This window comes from Camelimonas sp. ID_303_24 (genome assembly GCF_053543495.1).
The window spans coordinates 16,603-37,430 of the sequence record NZ_JBLLJM010000014.1 but is presented as its reverse complement, the minus strand read 5'-3'; the positions used below and the strand labels follow the sequence as shown (position 1 = coordinate 37,430).

General features: G+C 65.6%; 8 protein-coding genes. 6 read left to right on the top strand and 2 right to left on the bottom strand.

The window, feature by feature from the left end:
* Positions 1-373 precede the first annotated feature (373 nt).
* The 3 genes from pdxR (at position 374) to ACERNI_RS13630 (ending at position 3,871) form a co-directional block, all read left to right on the top strand.
* On the top strand, positions 374-1,900 hold the full coding sequence (gene pdxR, locus ACERNI_RS13640) for a MocR-like pyridoxine biosynthesis transcription factor PdxR (RefSeq protein ID WP_448833832.1): 1,527 nt from the start codon (positions 374-376) through the stop codon (positions 1,898-1,900).
* Between the two features lie 334 nt (positions 1,901-2,234).
* Positions 2,235-2,954, top strand: a complete 720-nt coding sequence (locus ACERNI_RS13635; RefSeq protein ID WP_448833831.1) for a glutamine amidotransferase — start codon at positions 2,235-2,237, stop codon at positions 2,952-2,954.
* A 122-nt stretch (positions 2,955-3,076) separates the two neighbouring features.
* Positions 3,077-3,871 carry a YggS family pyridoxal phosphate-dependent enzyme gene (locus tag ACERNI_RS13630; RefSeq protein ID WP_448833830.1) on the top strand — a complete coding sequence of 265 codons (795 nt, stop codon included), beginning with the start codon at positions 3,077-3,079 and terminating at the stop codon, positions 3,869-3,871.
* Here ACERNI_RS13630 and ACERNI_RS13625 read toward each other — a convergent pair.
* Positions 3,850-4,905, bottom strand: coding sequence for an AraC family transcriptional regulator (locus ACERNI_RS13625; protein ID WP_448833829.1), 1,056 nt, complete (start codon positions 4,903-4,905; stop codon positions 3,850-3,852). The genes ACERNI_RS13630 and ACERNI_RS13625 overlap by 22 nt on opposite strands.
* Positions 4,906-5,030: 125 nt before the next feature.
* On the opposite strand from ACERNI_RS13625, the gene ACERNI_RS13620 reads away from it, so the two are divergent.
* From ACERNI_RS13620 to ACERNI_RS13610, 3 genes are all read left to right on the top strand, one after another.
* Positions 5,031-6,533 (top strand): flavin-containing monooxygenase, encoded by a 1,503-nt coding sequence (locus tag ACERNI_RS13620; RefSeq protein WP_448833828.1) that lies wholly within the window; start codon positions 5,031-5,033, stop codon positions 6,531-6,533.
* A gap of 129 nt (positions 6,534-6,662) precedes the next feature.
* The gene (locus tag ACERNI_RS13615; protein ID WP_448833827.1) at positions 6,663-7,604 is read left to right on the top strand and encodes an alpha/beta hydrolase; all 942 of its coding nucleotides are present in this window, start codon (positions 6,663-6,665) and stop codon (positions 7,602-7,604) included.
* A gap of 991 nt (positions 7,605-8,595) precedes the next feature.
* Complete coding sequence (locus ACERNI_RS13610; protein ID WP_448833826.1) at positions 8,596-18,309, top strand: hypothetical protein; 9,714 nt, start codon at positions 8,596-8,598, stop codon at positions 18,307-18,309.
* A 321-nt stretch (positions 18,310-18,630) separates the two neighbouring features.
* On the opposite strand, the gene ACERNI_RS13605 is transcribed toward ACERNI_RS13610, so the two are convergent.
* Positions 18,631-20,502: a DEAD/DEAH box helicase gene (locus ACERNI_RS13605; protein ID WP_448833900.1), complete on the bottom strand. Its 1,872-nt coding sequence runs from the start codon at positions 20,500-20,502 to the stop codon at positions 18,631-18,633.
* Positions 20,503-20,828: the final 326 nt, after the last annotated feature.

The following is a 20,828-nucleotide window of genomic DNA, read 5'->3' as shown; positions in this document are numbered from 1 at the left end:
CTGTCGTCGCGCCGCCCATCTGATCCTCCACGCCATGCGCAACCGCTCGGAACAAGGCGGCGGCTGCTTCATGCAGGCTCATTCCATGACCGATGCTGGCAGGGGATGCAACCCGACGCGGCAAAAACCACCCCACGGCCGCGGATCGGCCCCCCGGGCGCGACGTTCGGCGGCCGCTTCCGCAATGGCGGAAGCCCCCAGGCGGAGGGGCCGCAAAAAGGGGCAGCAAAAAGGGGCGGGCAAAGGAAAGGGAAACATCGTCGCTGCAGGCGCCAGAATCGCTGCCCGATCGTCCAGCCTGAAGAATGGCTTGACATGGCGACGCCGATTGGTCCGATGATGCAAGCCATTTCCCGTTACAGGACCAGACCAGTTGTTCAGAAGCGCGCAACTGGAATCCGTCAAGGCCTGGATCGCCCATCCCGCCCACGCGGCCATGCCGCTGCATGCGCGCATCCAGCGGGCGATCCGGCAGCTCATCCTTGACGGCGCGCTTGGCCCCGGCAAGCCCCTGCCCGCTTCGCGCGCGCTGGCAAGCTCATTGGGCGTATCGCGCGACACCATTGAAACCGCCTACGCCCAGCTCCACGCCGAGGGCTTTATCGACCGGCGCGTGGGCAGCGGCAGCTTCGTGGCGGACATGGCGGGCCTCTGGCCAGGTCGGGGACGCGGCGCCCAGGGACAAGGTGCTCCAGAACGGGAGGTCGCCGGACGCGGCGGCGATCGTTCTCCGAGGGCGCCCAATCTCAGCAGGCGCGGCGACGCCATGTTTCGCGGCGGCGGCGTGCAAGCTGCGCTTGCTCCCCGGCCCTTTGTTCATGGCGTCCCCGAGACGCGGAGTTTCCCTGTGGCGCTGTGGGAGCGCCTGGAGCGACAGGTCCTGAAGGAGGCCGGCCCGCGCGCGCTGCTGCATGGCGACCCGCAAGGCGTTGCGCCGCTGCGCCGCGCGATCGCTGACCATGTGAATCTCGAGCGCGGCGCGCGCGCCACGGCCGACCGGGTGCTCGTCCTGACCAGTTCCCAGCAGGCGCTGACTTTATGCGCCCACATGCTGCTCGACCCCGGCGATCGCATCTTTGTCGAGGACCCCGCCTACCATGGCGCGCGCAAGGCGTTCGGAGCGGCCGGGCTTGACTGCGTCCCGGTCCGCGTCGACAGGCAGGGCGTCATGGCCGGCGAGATCATCGATGACCCCCGTCCGGCCAGAGCGGTTTTTCTCACCCCATCGCACCAGTTCCCGACGGGAGCCACATTGACGCTCGACCGGCGGCTGGCGCTGATCGAATGGGCGGCGCGACGCGACGCCTGGATCATCGAAGACGATTACGACAGCGAGTTTCATTACGCCGGCAAGCCGACAGCCTGCGTGCAGGGGCTCGATCCCCATGACCGGACCATCTACATCGGCACCTTCACCAAGTCGTTGTTTCCCAGTCTGCGCATTGGCTATGTCGTGCTGCCGCCGCAACTGGTGCAGCCCATGACGACCGCGCGCACGCTGCTTGACGGCCACACTGCCTCCATCGCCCAGCTCACCCTGGCCAGGTTCATGGAAGGCGGACATTTTGGCGCCCATGTGCGCGCCATGCGCGGCGTCTATGCGGAGCGGCTTGACGTGCTGACCCGCCAGCTGGCGACGCACCTGCCCGGCCTGGTCGCGGCCCGCCCGCCTGCTGGCGGCCTGCAGATGCCATGCGCGTTAACCTGCGACCTGCCGGAGCAAACGGCCATTGACGCGGCGCAACGCGCTGGCATCCAGCTTCTGGGCCTGTCGGAACTGCACGCGGACGGGAACGGCGAAGCAGGCTTCCTGATGGGCTTCGCGGCCTATACGCCCGCCGAGATTGCCACAGCCGTCCGCCAGCTGGCGCGGGCGCTCCAGGACGCAGCGCGGTCCTGAAACGCCTTTCCGGCCAGACGGCGTCGTCTGTTCGATCCGCGTTCGCTCAAGACGCGGGAAGCTGGAGCAACTTTGGCTCCATGGCGATCGGGAATCGCCCGGCGCGGGCTCTGGAGAAGCTGGAAATTGGTCTGGTCAGTTGCCTGAAAATGGCAGGGTCAGGCGATCCGCTTCCCTGCTATGAACAGGCGATCCTGTCGGGGGCCGATGCGCTTCCGGCGGGGATAGCGTCTGCAAGGGCGTGCTCTGGCAAGACAGACACGGAAGCGCCCGGGAGCCCGGCCTGGCGGAGCCCTTTTTTGCCTGGCGGGGCCTGCACAGCGGAGATCAGGTCATGGGAAAAACAGCGGTGGCGATCCGGCACGTCCATTTCGAGGATCTGGGCGTGTTCGCGTCCGTGCTGGCGGACGCCGGCTTCTCCGTCCGCTATCACGACCTCGACGCGGCGCCCTTTGCAACGCTTGATGCGCTGGAGCCGGACCTGCTGGTCGTGCTCGGCGGCCCGGTCAGCGTCTATGAAACCGACGCCTATCCCTACCTTGCCGACGAGCAGGCGATCCTTGCCACGCGACTGGCCGCCCGCCGCCCGACCCTTGGCCTCTGCCTCGGCGCGCAGCTCATGGCCAGGGCGCTTGGCGCCCAGGTGGCCCCCATGGGTCACAAGGAGATTGGCTTTGGTCCCCTTTCACTGACAGACGCCGGGCGGGTTGGGCCGCTGCGGCGTCTGGCGGGCATCCCCGTGCTGCACTGGCACGGGGATGCTTTCCAGACCCCGGAAGGCGCGGAAAGCCTGGCCTCAACGCCGCTCTGCCCGACACAGGGTTTTTCCATGGGCCCCCATATACTGGCGCTGCAGTTTCACCCCGAGGTCGATGTGGCCGCCGGGATCGAACGCTGGCTGACGGGACACGCCGCTGAGCTGGCCAGCGCGGGCATCGACCCGCGCGCCATGCGCGCTGAGGCCGCCCGGACCGGCCCTGAACTGGCGAACGCCGCCCGCGACATGCTTGCCGAATGGCTGGCGGGGCTGGATCTGACAACGCGAGGCGCATGAACGCGCGGGCATATGAACGCGCGGGCACATGAGATCGCCGGAGCCATGCGGCTTTGGCGCCAGGAGGAGCGCAACGCGCAGCGCCATCAGGGCGCCGCCCTTGCCGGACAGGAGCGCAGCAGATGACAGCGCCTGCACCCACTACGTCGGCGCCCGTCACGCTTGCGCCGGAAGACATCGCCCGTTTTGGCGCTGATCCGGCCCAGGCGTTCGCGGCCAATCTCGAGGCCGTTCAGGCGCGGATCGCCGCCGCTTGCCAGCGCAGCGGCCGCAGCCCGGACGACGTGCGGCTGCTGCCCGTCACCAAGACCGTCCCCGCCCACATCCTGCGCCTTGCCTTCGCCGCCGGCATCCACGATTTCGGCGAGAACAAGCTCCAGGAGGCGCGCGACAAGCAGGCATTGCTGGCTGATCTGCCCATTTGCTGGAGCATTATCGGCCACCTCCAGACCAACAAGGTGAAATATCTGGTCCGGCTGGCGTCGGAGTTCCACGCCCTGGACAGTTTGCGGCTGGCCGGGGAACTGAACCGCCGCCTTGAGGCCGTGGAGCGGGACCTTGACGTATTCGTCCAGGTCAACGCCTCCGGCGAGGACAGCAAATATGGCCTGCAGCCCGATGCGCTCATGCCGTTTGTCGAGCGCCTGGCGGAATTTCCCCGGCTGAAACCGCGCGGCCTGATGACCCTGGCGATCTTCAGCGCCGACGTGGCGCAGGTGCGCGACTGCTTCCGCCTGCTGCGCGCCCTGCGGGACCGCGCCGTCACGGTTCATCCTGGGCTCACCGGGCTGTCCATGGGCATGTCCGGCGACTACGAAAGCGCCATCGAGGAGGGCGCAACCGTCGTGCGCGTCGGCCAGGCCATCTTCGGCGCGCGCCCCACCAGCAACGCCTCCTACTGGCCGGGATTTGCCTGAAACCCGGGGCTGAGGGCGACGTCCCGGCGCAATTGCCGGGGCGTGGCGCCAAACCAGCGCTGGCAGGCGCGGGTGAGCACCGACTGGTCGGCGAAGCCCAGCAGATGGGCGATATGGAGCAGGCTCAGCTCGCGCTGGTCGAGCAACTGGCGCGCCCAGTTCTTTCGCGCCGCGTCGCGCAGTTCCTCGAACACCACGCCTTCCGCATGCAATCGCCGCTGCAATGTTCTTGGGTGGCGCCCGAGAATCCGGGATACCGTACCCAGATCGGCCATTTTCAGCGGCGCCAGATTGGCCAGCGCATGACGCACCTGATCCGCCGCCGGCTGCTCGCGCTCCGAGGGCAAGCCCGCCAGAAAGCCGCCGACAAAGCGCTCCAGAAACTGGTTGTGCCGCAATGAACGCTGGCGCATCGCCAGGGCGTCCATCGAAATCCCGTCGAAGGCGGCGTTGAAGCGTGGCGTCTGCCCCAGATGCTGGCGATATTGCGCCTCGCTACCCAGCGGCGCATGGCGGAAATGGATGGCCGCCGGCTGCAACGCGCCGCCGGACAACAGTTCGATTATGCGCCGCATATAAGAGACGCAAATCTCCGTGATCTGGCGCATGTCGTCATTTGGCTCCAGACGCTGGAAAACCGCCAGATGCTCCAGCCCCCTGTCCGCGTCCATGAAAGTCCGGTATCCCAGCGCCGGATTGTGCAGGCGGACGTGCCGCGCGCCCAGCATCAGGCCCTCGCGCACGCTGGGGGCCGACTGCATGACCAGGGCCAGCAGGCCAAGGGCGTTGATGTCCTGCCGGGCGCACAGGCGCAGCCCAAAATCCGGCGCGCCAAGCATGCGCGAGGCCATCTCGACCGCCTGCACGACGTTGCGGTAAGGAATGGCGCGCTCGGAATCGGTCAGCACCGCCGGCGTGAGGCCGCAGGATCGCAGGATGGCGGAAGCGTCGCCGCCAAGATCGCGCACCAGATCGCCAAAGCCGGCCAGGGCCGCGGCGCGGACGCTGTTCAGATGCGATGGATCGCCTGACATCCGGTCCTCCAGCATGTCGTGCAAGATCAAAATCCTGTCGCATGAAAGCAAGAACCGCCGCTGGTTTGAACCTATCCTTTCTGATGGGCCAACGCTCGCCCCAATATCAGGAGGAGACAGTTCTCATGAATACGGCAACCAGCCGCAAGGCCGCGCCAGACGCGGGCGTGGAGCATTTTGACTTTCTCATCGTCGGCGCTGGCATTTCTGGCATCGGCGCCGCCTGCCACCTGCGCAAGCGCTTTCCGCAAGGCAGTTTCGTCATTCTGGACGCGATGGCCGGCTTTGGCGGCACCTGGTGGACGCACCGCTATCCCGGCGCCCGTTCGGACAGCGACCTGTACACCTATGGCTACAGCTTCAAGCCCTGGCGCGGCAGCTCCATCGCCACCGCCGACGAAATCCGCGCCTATCTCAGCGAAGTGATCGCCGAGAACGATCTGGCGCCGCGCATCCGCTACGGCCACAAGGTGACGTCGGCCGACTGGTCATCGCAGGACCAGCGCTGGACATTGACGGTGAGCCGCGCCGACACTGGCGAAACCCTGACGTTCACCACAGGCTTTCTCTGGATGTGCGCCGGTTACTACGACCATAACAGGGGCTATACGCCGGAATGGCCCGGCATGGCGGACTTCAAGGGCCAGATCGTACATCCGCAGCACTGGCCGGAGGATCTGGACTGCGCCGGCAAGCGCGTGGTCGTCATTGGCTCGGGCGCCACGGCGGCGACGCTGATCCCGGCCCTTGCCGACAAGGTGGCGCACGTCACCATGCTGCAACGCTCCCCAACCTTCTTCGCGGCGGACCCGCGCGCCCATCCGCTGGAGGCGCCGCTGCGGGCGCTTGACCTGCCGGATGACTGGATTCACGAGATCATGCGCCGGGCCCACATCGCCAAGGCTGGCGAGGTTGTCCGCATGTCGTTCGAACAGCCGGATGACCTGCGCGCGTTCTTCCTCGACCAGGCCCGCGCCCATCTGCCCGAGGGCTTCGACGTCGACCGGCACTTCAACCCGGCCTATCGCCCCTGGCAGCAGCGCATCGCCGTGGTGCCGGACGGCGACCTGTTCGCCGCCATTCGCAGTGGCAAGGCCTCGGTGGTCACGGACGCCATTGAGCGCTTTGACGCCAGCGGCGTGCAACTGGCCAGCGGCGAGCATCTCGACGCCGACATCATCGTCACCGCCACCGGCTTCAACATGCAGTTCTTCGGCGGCGCCCCGTTCAGCGTCGATGGCGAGCCGGTAGACTTCACCCAACGGGTGACCTGGCGCGGCATGATGATCGAGGGCGTGCCCAACATGGCCTATGTTCTGGGCTATTTCCGCGCCAGCTGGACGCTGCGTTCGGACCTCATCAGCGATCTGGTGTGCCGGGTGATTGAGCACATGCAGCGCGAGGGCCGCGCCGTGGTTGAACCCACCGTCACGGCCGGCGACGCCGACATGCCGCGCCTGCCGTGGATGGACCCGAAAAACTTCAACGCCGGCTATGTCATGCGCGCCCAGGATCACCTGTTCCGCCAGGGCGACCGCGCGCCATGGCAGCATCAGCTGGAGTATGGCGACGAGGTTTCAGCCCTGCCGGCCGTGCGGGCTGACGAAGCAGCCCTGGCCTATCGCTAGGGCAGCTTTCCCACGAAAAGCAGGCTCCACTTTTCGCGAAGACGCTCCAGGGCGCACTCCAATCCGCTTCACGTCTCCAGTCGGCGCCCGCCGGCTGGCCGCACAGACATATAAAGGGAGAAACCACCCATGGCGCTTGACGCTCACCTTGCCCAGGTTCTGCAGATGATGGCTAACCCGGCCGCCAAACCCATGTACGAGGGTTCGCCGGAAGAAGGCCGCGCCGCTTATCTGGCGCTGACCCATGGCACGCGCACGCCGGAGCAGACCGTCCCGGTCGCCAGCGTGGCGGACGCCACGCTCGACGGCGCGACCGGCCCGCTGAAGGCCCGCATTTACCGGCCGGAAGGTCCGGGCCCCTTCCCGACCGTGGCCTACTTCCATGGCGGCGGTTATGTCATCGGCAATCTGGACACCCACGACAACATGTGCCGCGATGTCTGTCGCGGCGCCCAGGCGGTGGTTGTGGCGGTGGACTATCGTCTCGCGCCCGAGCATCCCTTCCCCGCCGGCATCGAGGACGCCATCGCCGCCGCCAGATGGGTCGTGGCCCATGCCCGGGAGCTTGGCGGCAGCGATATTGTCGGCGTGGCCGGCGACAGCGCCGGCGGCAATTTCTCGGCGGTTGTCTCGCAGCAACTGCGTGACGCGGGCATCAGGCTGGCGGCGCAGTTTCTCATCTACCCCGCCGTGGACCACGCCGAAGCCGAGTATCCGAGCGCTGAACAGAACGGCAAGGGGTACTTCCTCGAAGCCGAGACCATGACCTGGTTCTACAATCACTACGCCAGCGGCGTCAGCAATACGCTGGACCCGCGCCTGGCGCCCATCCAGGCCGAAAGCCTGGCCGGCCTGCCGCCAGCGCTGGTGGTGACGGCGGAGTTCGACCCGCTGCGCGACCAGGGCGCCGCCTACGCTGAATCCCTGCGCGCGGCGGGCGGCAACGCCGAACTGATCCCCGGCCCCGGAATGATCCATGGCTTCTTCGACATGGGCCGCTGGTCGCCGGTGGCGCAGGACATCATCCAGCGCAGCACCCGCCGCTTCGGCGAGATGTTGCGAGGCCAGTAGTCCGCACCCGGAAAACGGCTTCACATCGCAAACGGATATCGCGCCCGTTCATGCAACGGGCGCGATGCGTTGATTGACGTCGGGACAGAGCCCTCCATGGCGGCAGGCCGGCCAGAGGCCCGCATCGCCCCAGACATCGAGCAAACCGCGTCCGCCCGCATGCGGCGCCAGCCGGCGCCGGGTGAGTCGCGCCCAGATAGAGCCTGCCGTCCGGAAAAGCGCCTCGCCCGCCGCCATATGCCGCGCGCGCTGCTTTCGGCGGCCCGGACTGATCAGAATTTCCGCGTCCGCCTCGCTGTCAACCCATGGTGCGAAAACGTTACTTCCTCGTGAATTCCTCCCCTCCCGTGCGAGAAATGCCACTGGAACTCGGTATTATTTAAAATTCGTGACAGTTTATTATTTTTGATAAACTGTATCTTAAATGTATCATAAAAAATATTTGCCGTACATGCGAATTCATACGCAACGTCAGCCGATCAAAATGACGCACAATTTCGCGATCAATATAAATACAATTGCGATCATGCAATTTTCAATAATCATAAATTGTCTCAAAATTAATTGCAAAATTCTATACGCTTTTGCAGCGATTTAACCCCCTTTTTTTGACAATTCCCTAATGCTACCACGCATAATTAGGTAGATTTTGCGCAAAAGAACGCAATTCGTTCTATGCGGCGTATGTCGTTAGGGGTTGGGGGAAGCTATGGGTATTTCCGGCGCGAAGATCGGCGGCGCAACAGGCGCACGTGGCGGCATGACGCTGATGGACGCCTGGCGTCTGGAGAACCGCGTGGAGGACGCAATTCGCCCGGTTTCCCGTCAGGCGTTGCTAACCGGTACGGCCCTAGGCGCGGCGGTTTTCGCCGGCGTGGCGCTGTCACCAACTGGGGCGAGTGCGGCTTGCAACTTCAGTGCGAATACCAGCACAAGCGGCTCCAGCCGAATCTGCATTGGAAGTTCATCAACTATTAATCAAGCCGTCGACGTGACAGGCAGAGGAATCGACGTTACCGGCACTCTCGACACAATTGTTACAAATAATGGCTCGGTTTCTAGCGACAACGGTAGCGGCAACAATGCCATTGAAATCCGTGGCAGATCAATTGCATACACCGGCTACGGCAATCTGAACGGTGCCAAATCGGGCCTGGTGCTTAGCGGTACCAGTGTAACGGTAAGTGGTACAGCTCCCGTTTCCGGTTCAACTATAACCGGACGAGATGGTGATGGTATCCGCGGAACGGCTGTTGGAGGCGCTAGTCTAAATCTGACAGGCTTTAATATCTCTGGTTCGCAGGATGGCATTGATCTTTCCGGAAACACCGGCGTCGACGCGACGCTCGCCAATGGCCGCGTAACCGGCGGCGCGACGGGCGATGGCTTCAAGGGTAGCTCTACACTTGGCCAAACCAAGCTGACGGCAACGAATACGGTATTCCAGGGCGGCCAGAACGGCGTCAACCTGAACAGCGACGTGATCGGCGGCGTCAATGCCAGCTTCACTGGTGGCAGCGCGACGGGCACAAACGGCGATGGCATCAAAACCAGCAGCCTGATTGGCGCAACGACCCTGACCACGCATGGAACGAGTTTCTCCGGTGGGCAGAACGGCGCCAATCTTGGCGGAAACGCCGGCGTTACAGCCGATCTGACCAATGGATCCTTCACTGGCGGTGCCGGCGATGGCCTTGTCGCGCAGACCGTCGGCAAGGCGAAGCTGACCTCAACCGGGACCACCTTCAGCGGTGCGAACGGCGTTAATCTTACGGGCGGCCTGCTCGGCGTGGAAGCCAAGCTGACCGGCGGCAGCGCCACCGGAACCAACGGCGATGGTCTGACGGCCTTCAGTGCGACTGGCCCGGTTTCCTTAACGTCCAACGGCACAATCTTCGGGGGAACCGATAACGGCGCTACCCTGACGACCGGCGCTGGCAATGTCACCGCCACTGTCACGGGCGGCAGCTTCACGGGCGGCGGCGGCGATGGTCTCGCTGTCCTGTCCGGCAACAAGGCGACGCTGACCTCAACCGGGACCACCTTTAGTGGCGGTCAGAATGGCGTCAATCTCACGGGCGGTATCCAAGGCGTCACCGCAATCCTGACAGGCGGCAGCGCCACAGGCACGGATGGCGATGGCCTGACGGCGCTGAGCCTGACCGGCAATGTTTCGGTTACGGGCAATAACACCGACTTTAGCGGCCAGAACGGCGTCAATCTGACCGGTCCCAACGCCACCGCCACGCTGAACGGCGGAACGGCGACGGGAACCAGCGGCAATGGCGTCAACGTCGTGGCTGGCGGCGTGAATATTCCGGGCATTGGCGCAATCGGCGGCCATGCGACCGTCAACATCAATGACGCCACGGTCGCCGGCGCCCAAAATGGCGTGTCCGCCACATCCGCCGGCATCGCCGGGGCCAATGCCGCCACCACGATCAATATCGCCGGCGGCATGGTGACCGGAACCTCCGGCGCCGGCATATTCGGCTTGTCGGCGGGCGTCGCTTCCGATGCGACCACTGTCATCAACATCAACAACGGCGTTGGCCCGGCCACGATCAGCGGCGGCGGCAACGGCGTCACCGCCATCTCCACCGCGCTTGGCGTTGGCGGCGGCAAGACCGCATCCACCGAGGTGAGGGGCGACGCTGCCGTGACCGGCGGCGATGTGGGCATTTTCGCCGCCGCCGCCAGCCTCAACGGCCCCGCCAACGTCACTATCGACACGACGGGCGGCTCCGCTACTGGCAACAGTGGCGTTGTCGCCATTGCCGGCAGCGTTGGTGATCTGTCCGGCTTTGATCTCAATGATCCGCTAACCTGGGTCGCTGGTTCCGGCCCGGCCAATGTGAATGTCACAACCGGCGACGTTACCGCCGCCAATGGCGTTGGCGTTCTGGCTGGCGCCATTGGTCAGGGCGGGACGGTCAACGTCACGACTGCTGGCGACGTCCAGAGCAACCTGATCGGCGTGCTGGGCTTCAACACCGATGGCCATGTCAACGTTACCAACGGCGCCGGCAGCACGGTCCACATCGACCAGGGCGGCCTCCTCGGCATCGGCGCCGTAGGCCTCGGCGGCGGCGACGTCACCGTCACCAACAATGGCGTCATCGACCCGCCGCTCATCGGCATGGGCGCGCTCAAGATCGGAAGCGGCGCGGCGACCGTCAACAATACCACCGGCGCCTCCGTTGACGCCGACCTGATCGGCGCCATCGCTGTCAACGTCGGCAACGGCAAGGCTGAGGCGCTCAATTCGGGCACGATTAATACTTCGGCCGGGACCGGCCTCGTTGGACTGGCGGCCGTCAAGGTTGGCGACCACGGGGTTGGCAATGACGTCGTTGTCACCAACACGAACACGATTCAGGGCTATCTCGTTGGCGCCGCCGGCGTCGCGGTTGGCGATGGCAATAGTGTTCAGGTCACGAACAATTCCAGCGCCAGCGGGGGCTTTATCGACGCAGGCCTCGCCGGTCTTGTCGGCGTGGGCGTGGGTGATGGAAACACCGTCAGCGTGCACAACCATTCGGGCCTGGTTCACGGCGACATGGTTGGTCTGGCCAGTGTCGGCGTCGGCGCCAACAATGTGGTGATCGCCGGCAACACAGGCAATGTGACCGCAGGCGTCGCTGGCGTTGTCGGTGTTGTCGCGGATGGCAACGGCAATAAACTGGACGTCAGCAACAGCTCTGGCGGCGACATTCAGGCCAACGTGGTTGGTCTGGCCGGCGTCAGCATTGGCAACGGCAATACGGTCGGCGTTGGCAATAGCGGATCCATCTCCAACGGCCTGATCGGCGCCGCAGCCTATGTGGAAGGCGACAACAACGTCTCCATCAAGGTGCTGAACCAGGGTAGTGGCACGATCGACGCCAGCGCCATCGGCATGGCCGCTTATGTCAAGGGCAACAACAACGGTGATATCGTCGTCGCCAACAATGGCAGCGTGACCACCACGCTGGGCATTGGCATGGCCGCCTATGTCGACGGCAGCGGCAACAACGCTGTCGTCGCCAACAACAAGACCATCGACGCTGGCGTGCTCGGCGCTGGCGGCTTCATGAATGGCAATGCCAACCAGTTGCTGGTCGACAATGACGGAACCATCACGGCGGCCGCTGTTGGCATGGCTGGCGGCATCAATGGCGACGACAACCGTCTGCGCGTTCGCAACGAGAACGCCATTACGGCGACCGGCATTGGCGCGGCTGCCTATGTGGACGGCAACGGCAATAGCGCGCGGATCAGCAACAGCGGCGGTCACATCAACGCCGGCCTGATTGGCATGGCCGCTTATGTGAACGGCGACAGCAACCGCCTCAGCGCGACCAATGACGGCACGATCAACGCCCAGCCGCTCGGCGTCGGCATGGCCGCTTATGTGGACGGGACGCAAAACCGCGCCTTCGTCGGCAACGACGGCACGATCAATGCGGGCGTGCTCGGCGCCGGCGGCTTCATGGAAGGCAACGTCAATCGCCTGACCGTCGACAACGACGGCATCATCAACGCGGTCGGCGTCGGCATGGCCGGCGGCGTCAATGGCGATAACAACCGTCTGCGCGTTCGCAATGAGGATGAAATCAACGCAGGCGTGCTCGGCGCCGGCGCCTATGTCGACGGCCAGGACAACCGCACGCTGGTCAGCAACAGCGGAACCATCAACTCCGATATCGCTGGCGCGGTCGCTTATGTCGACGGCAACAGCAACGAAACCGCGCTGCTCAACCTCGGCTCCATCGACGCCAATGTTCTCGGCCTTGGCGCTTACGTGAAGGGCGACAGCAACGACACCGCCCTGCTTAATGGCTCCAACGGCGTCATCAACGCCCAGCCCCTCGGCGTCGGCATGGCCGCCTATGTGGACGGGACGCAGAACAACACCGCCGTGCTGAACGGCGGAACGGTCGATGCGGGTCTGGCGGGGCTCGTCGCTTATGTGGACGGCAATGCCAACAACACCGCCGTCGGCAACAATGGCGCGGTCAACGCGCTCGGCCTGGGCGCCGGCGCCTATGTGAACGGCGACAGCAACAATCTGTTCGTCGGCAACGGCCCATCTGGCGTCATCACCGCGGGCCTGATCGGCATGGGCGCCTATGTCGATGGCGACAGCAACCGCGTTGCCATGATCAACGCCCAGGGCGGGGTCATCAACGCCGATCCACTTGGCGTCGGCATGGCTACTTACGTTAGCGGCGACCAGAACCGCGCTTTCGTCGGCAATGACGGCGAGATCAATGCGGGCGTGCTCGGCGCCGGCGGCTTCGCGGAAGGCAACCGCAACCGCCTGACCGTCAGCAATGGTCCGGACGGCAGCATTGAGGCGCTCGGCATTGGCCTGGCCGGCGGCGTCAACGGCAATCGCAATCGCTTGGTCGTCAACAATGAAGGCGGGATCGACGTCATCGGCGTCGGCGCTGTGGCTTATGTTGACGGCAACCGCAACCGCGCCGAGATCAGCAACAGCGGCCAGATCGACGCGGATCTGGTGGGCGTCGCCGCTTATGTGAACGGCGACCGCAACCGGCTGACCGCCACCAATGAAGTTGACGGCAAGATCGACACGGCCGGCGCAGGTATGGCCGCCTACATCAGCGGCCACAACAACCGCGCCTCGGTCAGCAACGCCGGCGAGATCGATGCCGGCGTGCTCGGCGCCGCCGGCTTCGCCGAAGGCAACCAGAACCGCCTGACCGTCGACAACGACGGAATCATCAACGCGGTCGGCGTCGGCATGGCCGGCGGCGTCAATGGCGATGACAACCGTCTGCGCGTTCGCAATGAGGATGAAATCAACGCAGGCGTGCTCGGCGCCGGCGCCTATGTCGACGGCCAGGACAACCGCACGCTGGTCAGCAACAGCGGAACCATCAACTCCGATATCGCTGGCGCGGTCGCTTATGTCGACGGCAACAGCAACGAAACCGCGCTGCTCAACCTCGGCTCCATCGACGCCAATGTTCTCGGCCTTGGCGCTTATGTGAAGGGCAACAGCAACGACACCGCTTTGCTCAATGGCTCCGGCGCGTCCATCACCACTTCCGCCCTCGGCGTCGGCATGGCCGCCTATGTGGACGGGACGCAGAACAACACCGCCGTGCTGAATGGCGGAAGGGTTGATGCGGGTCTGGCGGGGCTCGTCGCTTATGTGGACGGCAATGCCAACAACACCGCTGTCGGCAACAATGGCGCGGTCAACGCGCTCGGCCTGGGCGCCGGCGCCTATGTGAACGGCGACAGCAACAATCTGTTCGTCGGCAACGGCCCATCTGGCGTCATCACCGCGGGCCTGATCGGCATGGGCGCCTATGTCGATGGCGACAGCAACCGCTTTGCCATGATCAACGCTGCGGGCGGCGTCATCAACGCCGATCCGCTTGGCGTTGGCATGGCTACGTATGCCAGCGGCGACCAGAACCGCGCTTTCGTCGGCAATGACGGCGAGATCAACGCGGGCGTCCTCGGCGCCGGCGGCTTCATGGAAGGCAACCGCAACCGCCTGACCGTCGACAATGATGGCTCGATCGAGGCGATCGGAATCGGCCTCGCTGGCGGCGTCAACGGCAATCGCAATCGCCTGCTGGTCAACAACGAGGCCAACATTGACGCCATCGGCGTCGGCGCGGCGGCCTATGTGGACGGCAATCGCAACCGCACGGAGATCAACAACAGCGGCCACATCGACGCTGGCCTGATCGGCATGGCCGCTTATGTGAACGGCGATCGCAACCGGCTGGAAGCCACAAATGAAGTTACGGGCGAGATCCATACGGTTGGCGCCGGCATCGCCGCCTACATTGATGGCAACCGCAATCGCGCTTCGGTCAGCAACGCCGGGGAAATCGAAGCTGGCGCGCTCGGCGCCGGCGGCTTCGCCGAAGGCGCCCAGAACCGCCTGACTGTCGTCAATACCGGAACCATTGACGCGGTTGGCGTTGGTCTTGCCGGTGGCGTCGATGGCGACGACAACCGCCTGCGCGTTCGCAATGACAACGCCATCGAGGCTGCTGGCATCGGCGCCGCGGCCTATGTCGACGGCAACGGCAACAACGCCCGCATCGACAACAACGGGCACATCGACGCCGGCTTGATCGGGGTCGCCGCTTATGTGAACGGCGACAACAACCGCCTCGCCGCCACCAATGACGGCGCGATCAACGCCCTCCTCGGCGCCGGCATGGCCGTCTATGTCAACGGCGACCAGAACCGCGCCTTCGTCGGCAATGACCTGACGATCAACGCAGGCGTCCTGGGCCTCGGCGGCTTCGCTGAAGGCAACCAGAACCGGGTGATCGTTGACAATGACGGGACGGTGAACGTCGTTGGCGTCGGCCTCGCTGGCGGCGTCAATGGCGGCGACAATGTGCTGGACGTTCGCAACTCCGGCCATGTCATCGCTGGCGCGCTCGGCGCGGGCGCGTATGTGGACGGCGCCAACAATGACACCCTTGTGCTGAATGAGGGCGCGATCACCACATCGCCGCTCGGCATTGGCATGGCTGCTTACGTCGACGGAACGCAGAACCTCACCGCCATGATCAACGATGGCAGCGTGAATGCGGGCCTTGCCGGCCTGGTCGGCTACGTCAATGGCGACAGCAACGCCACCGCCGTCGTCAACTATGGCAACGTCTCGTCGCTCGCCCTGGGCGCCGGCGCTTATGTGGACGGAGACAGCAACAGCCTGTTCGTCGGCAACAGCCCGACCGGCTATATCGGAACCGGCCTGGTCGGTCTCGGCGCCTATGTGGACGGAAACGGCAACCAGACCGAAATCCGTAACGCCGGCCACATTGATGCTGGCGTCGCTGGCGCGACGGCTTACGTCACGGGTGACGGCAACTGGCTCAACGCGGTCAACGAAGCTGGCGGCCAGATCCATACGATCGGCGCCGGCATGGCGGCCTTTGTGGACGGTGCAGGCAACCGCTCGGCCATCATCAACGAAGGCGACGTGGTGGCCGGCCTCGCAGGCGTTGCGACCTATGTGAACGGCGACCAGAACCGCGCCTTCGTCGGCAATGATGGGACCATCGACGCTGGCGGTGTCGGCGCCGCCGGCTTCGCCGAGGGCAATCAGAACCGTCTGACCATCGACAACGATGGCGCGATCAACGCCGTGGTCGCGGGCCTCGCTGGCGGCGTCAATGGTGACGGCAACCGTCTGCGCATCCGCAACGAAAGCACCGTCACGGCTGGCGGCGTGGGTGCGGCCGCCTATGTGGACGGAACGGGCAACAACGCGAAAATCAGCAACAGCGGCCAGACGGACGCTCTTGTTGGCGCGGCGGCCTACGTGAACGGTAACGGCAACCAGGTCGCGATGGAGAACACCGGCGTGGTCAACGCCAGCGTCTTCGGCCTGACCACCGTGGCCAGCGGCGCCGGCAATGCGCTGAGCTTCGACAACAGCGGCCGGATCGTCGCCGACGGCGTGGGCATCGGCGCCTTCGCCAATGGTGCGTCCAACCAGATTGCGGTCAACACCTCCGGGGCAATCACCACGACTGGCGCGGGCGTGCTCGCCGCCACCACGGGCGACAACGCCGTCACCGGCGTCACCGCCACCGGCGCCATCAACGCCCGCTATCTCGGCGTCGGCGCCTTCATCGCCGGCGACAACGGCGCGATCAGCGTCACCGGCAATGGCCAGATCACCGCGTCGGACGGCGTGGGCGTCGCGGCCGCCACCAACGGCGCCGGCGGCAACGTCAACGTTGCCATCGGGGGGCAAGTCACCGCTGCGGACACGGGCGTTTTCGCCGCCAGCAGCGGCGGCGTGGTCGCCGCCTCCACCGGCGCCGGCAGCACCGTCATGTCGCTCACCGCTTCGGGCATGGAAGTCCGCGCCGGCAAGACAGCCGGCGTGCAGATTGGCGGCGCCCTGCGCGGCGCCGGCGGCGCCAACACCCCTGTCATGAACGTCGACAGCGGCGCGGGCGCTGCGATCACAGTGGCCGCTGGCGGCTCGGTGGCCTCCAACCGCATGGCGTCAGACTTCATCGGCGCCACTGGTGACCTGGCCATCAACATCACCGGCGCCAGCGCCAATCTGGGCAACGACGGCGTGATCGTCGGCCGGGTGAACATGCCTGGCGGCGCCAGCGTCTTCAACAACCGCAGCTCGAACAGCTGGTACGTCACCGGCGATAACAACTTCGGCGGCGGCTCCTCGACGCTGAACAACACGGGCCGCATCGTCTCCGCCTTCCAGGGCGGCGTCGCGGAAACCACCCGGTTCCAGCAACTCGCCACGTTCAACAATGGCGATCCGGCTGGCGCTGGCGCCGGTCTGGTCACCATGCAGGACGAGCGCCCCGGCGCTTCGCTCGGCGCCCGCGCCCAGCGCGATACGCTGCAGACCAGCGGCAACTACGCTGGCGTCGGCAATGGTCGCCTCGCGGTTGACGCCTGGCTTGGCGGCCCCGGCACGACCTCCGACACGCTGGTGGTCGGCGGCGTGGTCAGCGGCGTGACCCGCCTGGTGGTCAACGACGTCAACCCTGGCCCGGCCGGGTTCAACCCACAGGGCGTGACGGTTGTCGTCGCCCAGGGCGGCGCGACGTCGGCGGAAGCTGTGGTTCTGGATCCGACCAGCGCCAACGCCAATCGCGCCGGCCGGAACGTCATCGACAAGGGCCTGTTCTTCTACGACGTAGCTTTGAAGGCCGGCGCCCAGGGCGGACAGGAGTTCGTGCTGGTCGGCGCGCCGGACAGCGAAGCCTACGAGTTGCCGGCCCTCGTTTCCGCCGCGCAGAGCATCTGGCACGACACCACCGGCGTGTGGCTGGACCGCCAGGCAGACCTGCGCAACTTCCTGGCCAATCCGGGCAAGCCCGGCAATGTCACGCCTGGCGTCTGGGCGAAGGCGGTCGGTTCGTGGGAGAACCGCGACAGCAGCGCCTCCATGGCCCTGCAAAACCGGCTCTACACCTACAACACCAGCTACAACCGCAACACGTTCGGTCTGCTGGGCGGCGTCGACTTCGGACAGGAGAACGTGGCGCGGCCAGGCGATGCGCTGGTGTTCGGCCTGATGGGCGGCTACATCTCGTCGAACCTCGACTTCAAGACCTCGCCGACCAGCGCCAATTACCAGGGCGGTACGGCAGGCATCTACGCCACCTATCTGAACAGCGGGTTCTTCGTGGACGCCCTGGCCAAGGTGGACCTGCTCAACATGGACTATCGGGCTCCCTCGCTCGCGACCATCCAGGGGCTGAACGCGACGACGCTCGGGTTCACGGTCGACACCGGTTACCGCTTCAATCTGGGCGCCAACGCCTTCATTGAGCCGGTGGCCACGCTCTCCTATGCCCGCACCACGATGGATCGTCTGCTGGCGCTGCCCGGCGCCATGGCGAAGTTCGGCTCCAACGACAGCCTGCGCGGCAGCCTCGGCGCCCGCGTCGGCGGCAATATGCTCCTGAATGACGCCTATCGTCTGGAGGCCTCGCTGACCGGACGCATCTGGAACGAGTTCCGCGGCGTCAACAAGGCGCTGATCCTGAGCGAAGGCGTTCCGCTTGGCGTCGAGGACAATTTCCGCGGCGCCTTCGGCGAGATTGCCGGCACCGTCAACGTCTACGGCGCCAGCACCGGCTGGTCGGGCTTTGTCAGCGCGAGCTACAAGTTCAACCGCGACCTGTCGAACAGCTCCATCAAGGGCGGCGTCCGCTACCAGTGGTAAGCCTCATCAACGGATGACTGCGGCATTTCCGGTGAACCCGGTTTCACCGGAACTGCTCCAACATCCGACGAGGTTCCTTTACCTCTGGAGGCGGAGCCGCTCTCCGGGGGCGACACTGAAACAACAAAAAAGGGCCGCCATTCTGGCGGCCCTTTTTTGTTGTGATGAAACGCGCCTGCGCGCGGCTACCGGATGCGGACCAGTGGCGGCGCCCCGCCACTCCAGAAGGCCATGATCTTTGGCCTGATCTGCAGCCTGATCTGTATCTCCAGCTGCAGGTCCCGCACCGGATGGCTGCCGCACTTTCCCAACAACAGAATGTCAGGAGCTGCGGGGCCGTTTTCCCTTCGGCCTGTCCCCGGCGCCGGCAGGACGCGGGCCTCTGGGCGGCCGGCTGCCTTTGTCCTGCCCTGACGGTCCGGCCTCGCGCGCTTTCCAGGGCGTGGCCTTGCCGTGATCGGCTTTCCCGTCCGCCGCGCGCTCCCGCGGCGGCTCATCGCGGAACTTCTTGCCCTTGAACGGCTTTTCGTGGGGCGGCCGGTCCTGGCGCGGCTTGCCGCGCGGCGCGCCGCGACCAGGGCGCGCCGGGCCACCCGCCGGAGGACCAGCCGGCAACGGCTCGATCATCACGTCCTCGCCATCCATCTTCCGGGAAATCTTGGCAAAACGGGCGGCGACGGTGGGGCTGACCTCAAACGCCGTTTCCTCATCGAAAATGCGGATGACGCCAATATCCTTGCGCGTCGCGTTTCCGCGCCGGCAGATCAGCGGCAGCAGCCATTTCGGATCGGCATTCTGGCGCCGGCCGACATTAAGCCGGAACCAGACCCCACCACCTGAAGCGCCGCCAAAATCCCTGTCCGCAGAGCGGTCGCGCGCCGCCCGTGACTCGCCCGGGTCGGACACCTCCTCCGGGGCCGGCAGGCCCGAGCGGTAAAGGCGCGCCAGGGCGCCGGCCAGATGCTCTGCAGAATAGGCCGAGAGCAGCGCGAGGCCGGCGCTGGCGTCTTCCTCCCCCGGCTCTTCGGTAATCAGCGCGTCGCGCAACATGCGCTCGTGGTCGAGCTTTCGGATGTCCTCGGCGGTTGGCGCACCAGACCAGGTCGGCGTAACGCCAAGGCTGCGCATCAGGTCATCGGTGCGGCGGCGACGGAACGGCGGAACCAGCAGCACGCTCACACCCTTGCGGCCGGCGCGGCCAGTGCGGCCGCTGCGATGCTGCAAGGTCTCGGCGTCGGACGGCAGGTCGGCGTGAATGACCAGACCAAGGTTTGGCAGGTCGATGCCGCGCGCCGCCACGTCGGTGGCGACGCAGACCCGCGCCCGCCCGTCCCGCAGCGCCTGCAGGGCGTGGTTGCGCTCCTTCTGGGTCAGCTCGCCGGACAGGGCCACAGCGGAGAACTGCCGTTCCTGCAGCATGGCGTGCAGGCGACGCACCACCTCGCGCGTATTGCAGAACACGATGGCAGTCGGCGTATCGTAGTAACGCAACACGTTGACCACCGCATGCTCGACCTCGGTCGGCGCGATGCGCATGGTGCGGTACTCGATGTCGGCGTGGCCGCCTTCCGCGCCAGCTACCTCGATGCGCAGGGCGTCGCGCTGGTAGCGTTTGGCCAGCGCAGCGATGCCGCGCGGCATGGTGGCGGAGAACAGCAGGCTGCGCCGCTCCGGCGGCGTCGCGTCGAGAATGAACTCGAGATCCTCACGAAACCCAAGGTCGAGCATCTCGTCGGCTTCGTCGAGCACGGCGACGCGCAACGCCGAGAGATCGAGACGGCCGCGCTCCAGGTGATCGCGCAGACGTCCTGGGGTGCCGACAACGATATGGGCGCCCTGGTCGAGCTGGCGCTGCTCCTGACGCGGGTCCATGCCGCCAACGCAGGAAACGATGCGGGCGCCGGTGGCGGCGTAGAGCCACATGAATTCCCGTTGCACCTGCAGCGCCAGTTCGCGGGTGGGGGCGACCACCAGCGCCTGCGGCGCCGTGGCGAAGCCAAAGCGCGCTTCGGCGCCCAGCAGGGTTTCGGCCATGGCGAGACCATAGGCGACGGTCTTGCCGGATCCGGTCTGGGCGGACACCAACAGATCACGCCCCGACGCCTCAGGCGCCAGCACTGCAAGTTGCACCGGCGTTGGATTGTTGTACTCCCGCTCCGCCAGGGCCTGGGCAAGAGCCGGGTTTGTCGTCATGAAAGGCACGGCTGGTTCCGCCTGTCTCGCGTTGTCGTCCGGCGTCAAAGGGGAGCCATCGGAAAATTTCTGGAACGCCTTATTAGTCGGATGAACGCGGCGACGCCACAGCCATGGGGCGCGTTTTTACAGCGCATATCGACGCTTCCGCGATCGGCTGGCAAAACATCCGCGCCCCACGACAATGTGGACCTGCTCCAGACGCGCCAGGTCGCGCCTCCCCGCTGGCGAATGCGCAGGCGCGCGCGAGAAGCGCCCGTATGGTCAGGCGGCCAAACTGATGGGGGCATGGCGCCGTGTTCGGCTTGCGACGTCCGCCGAGAGTC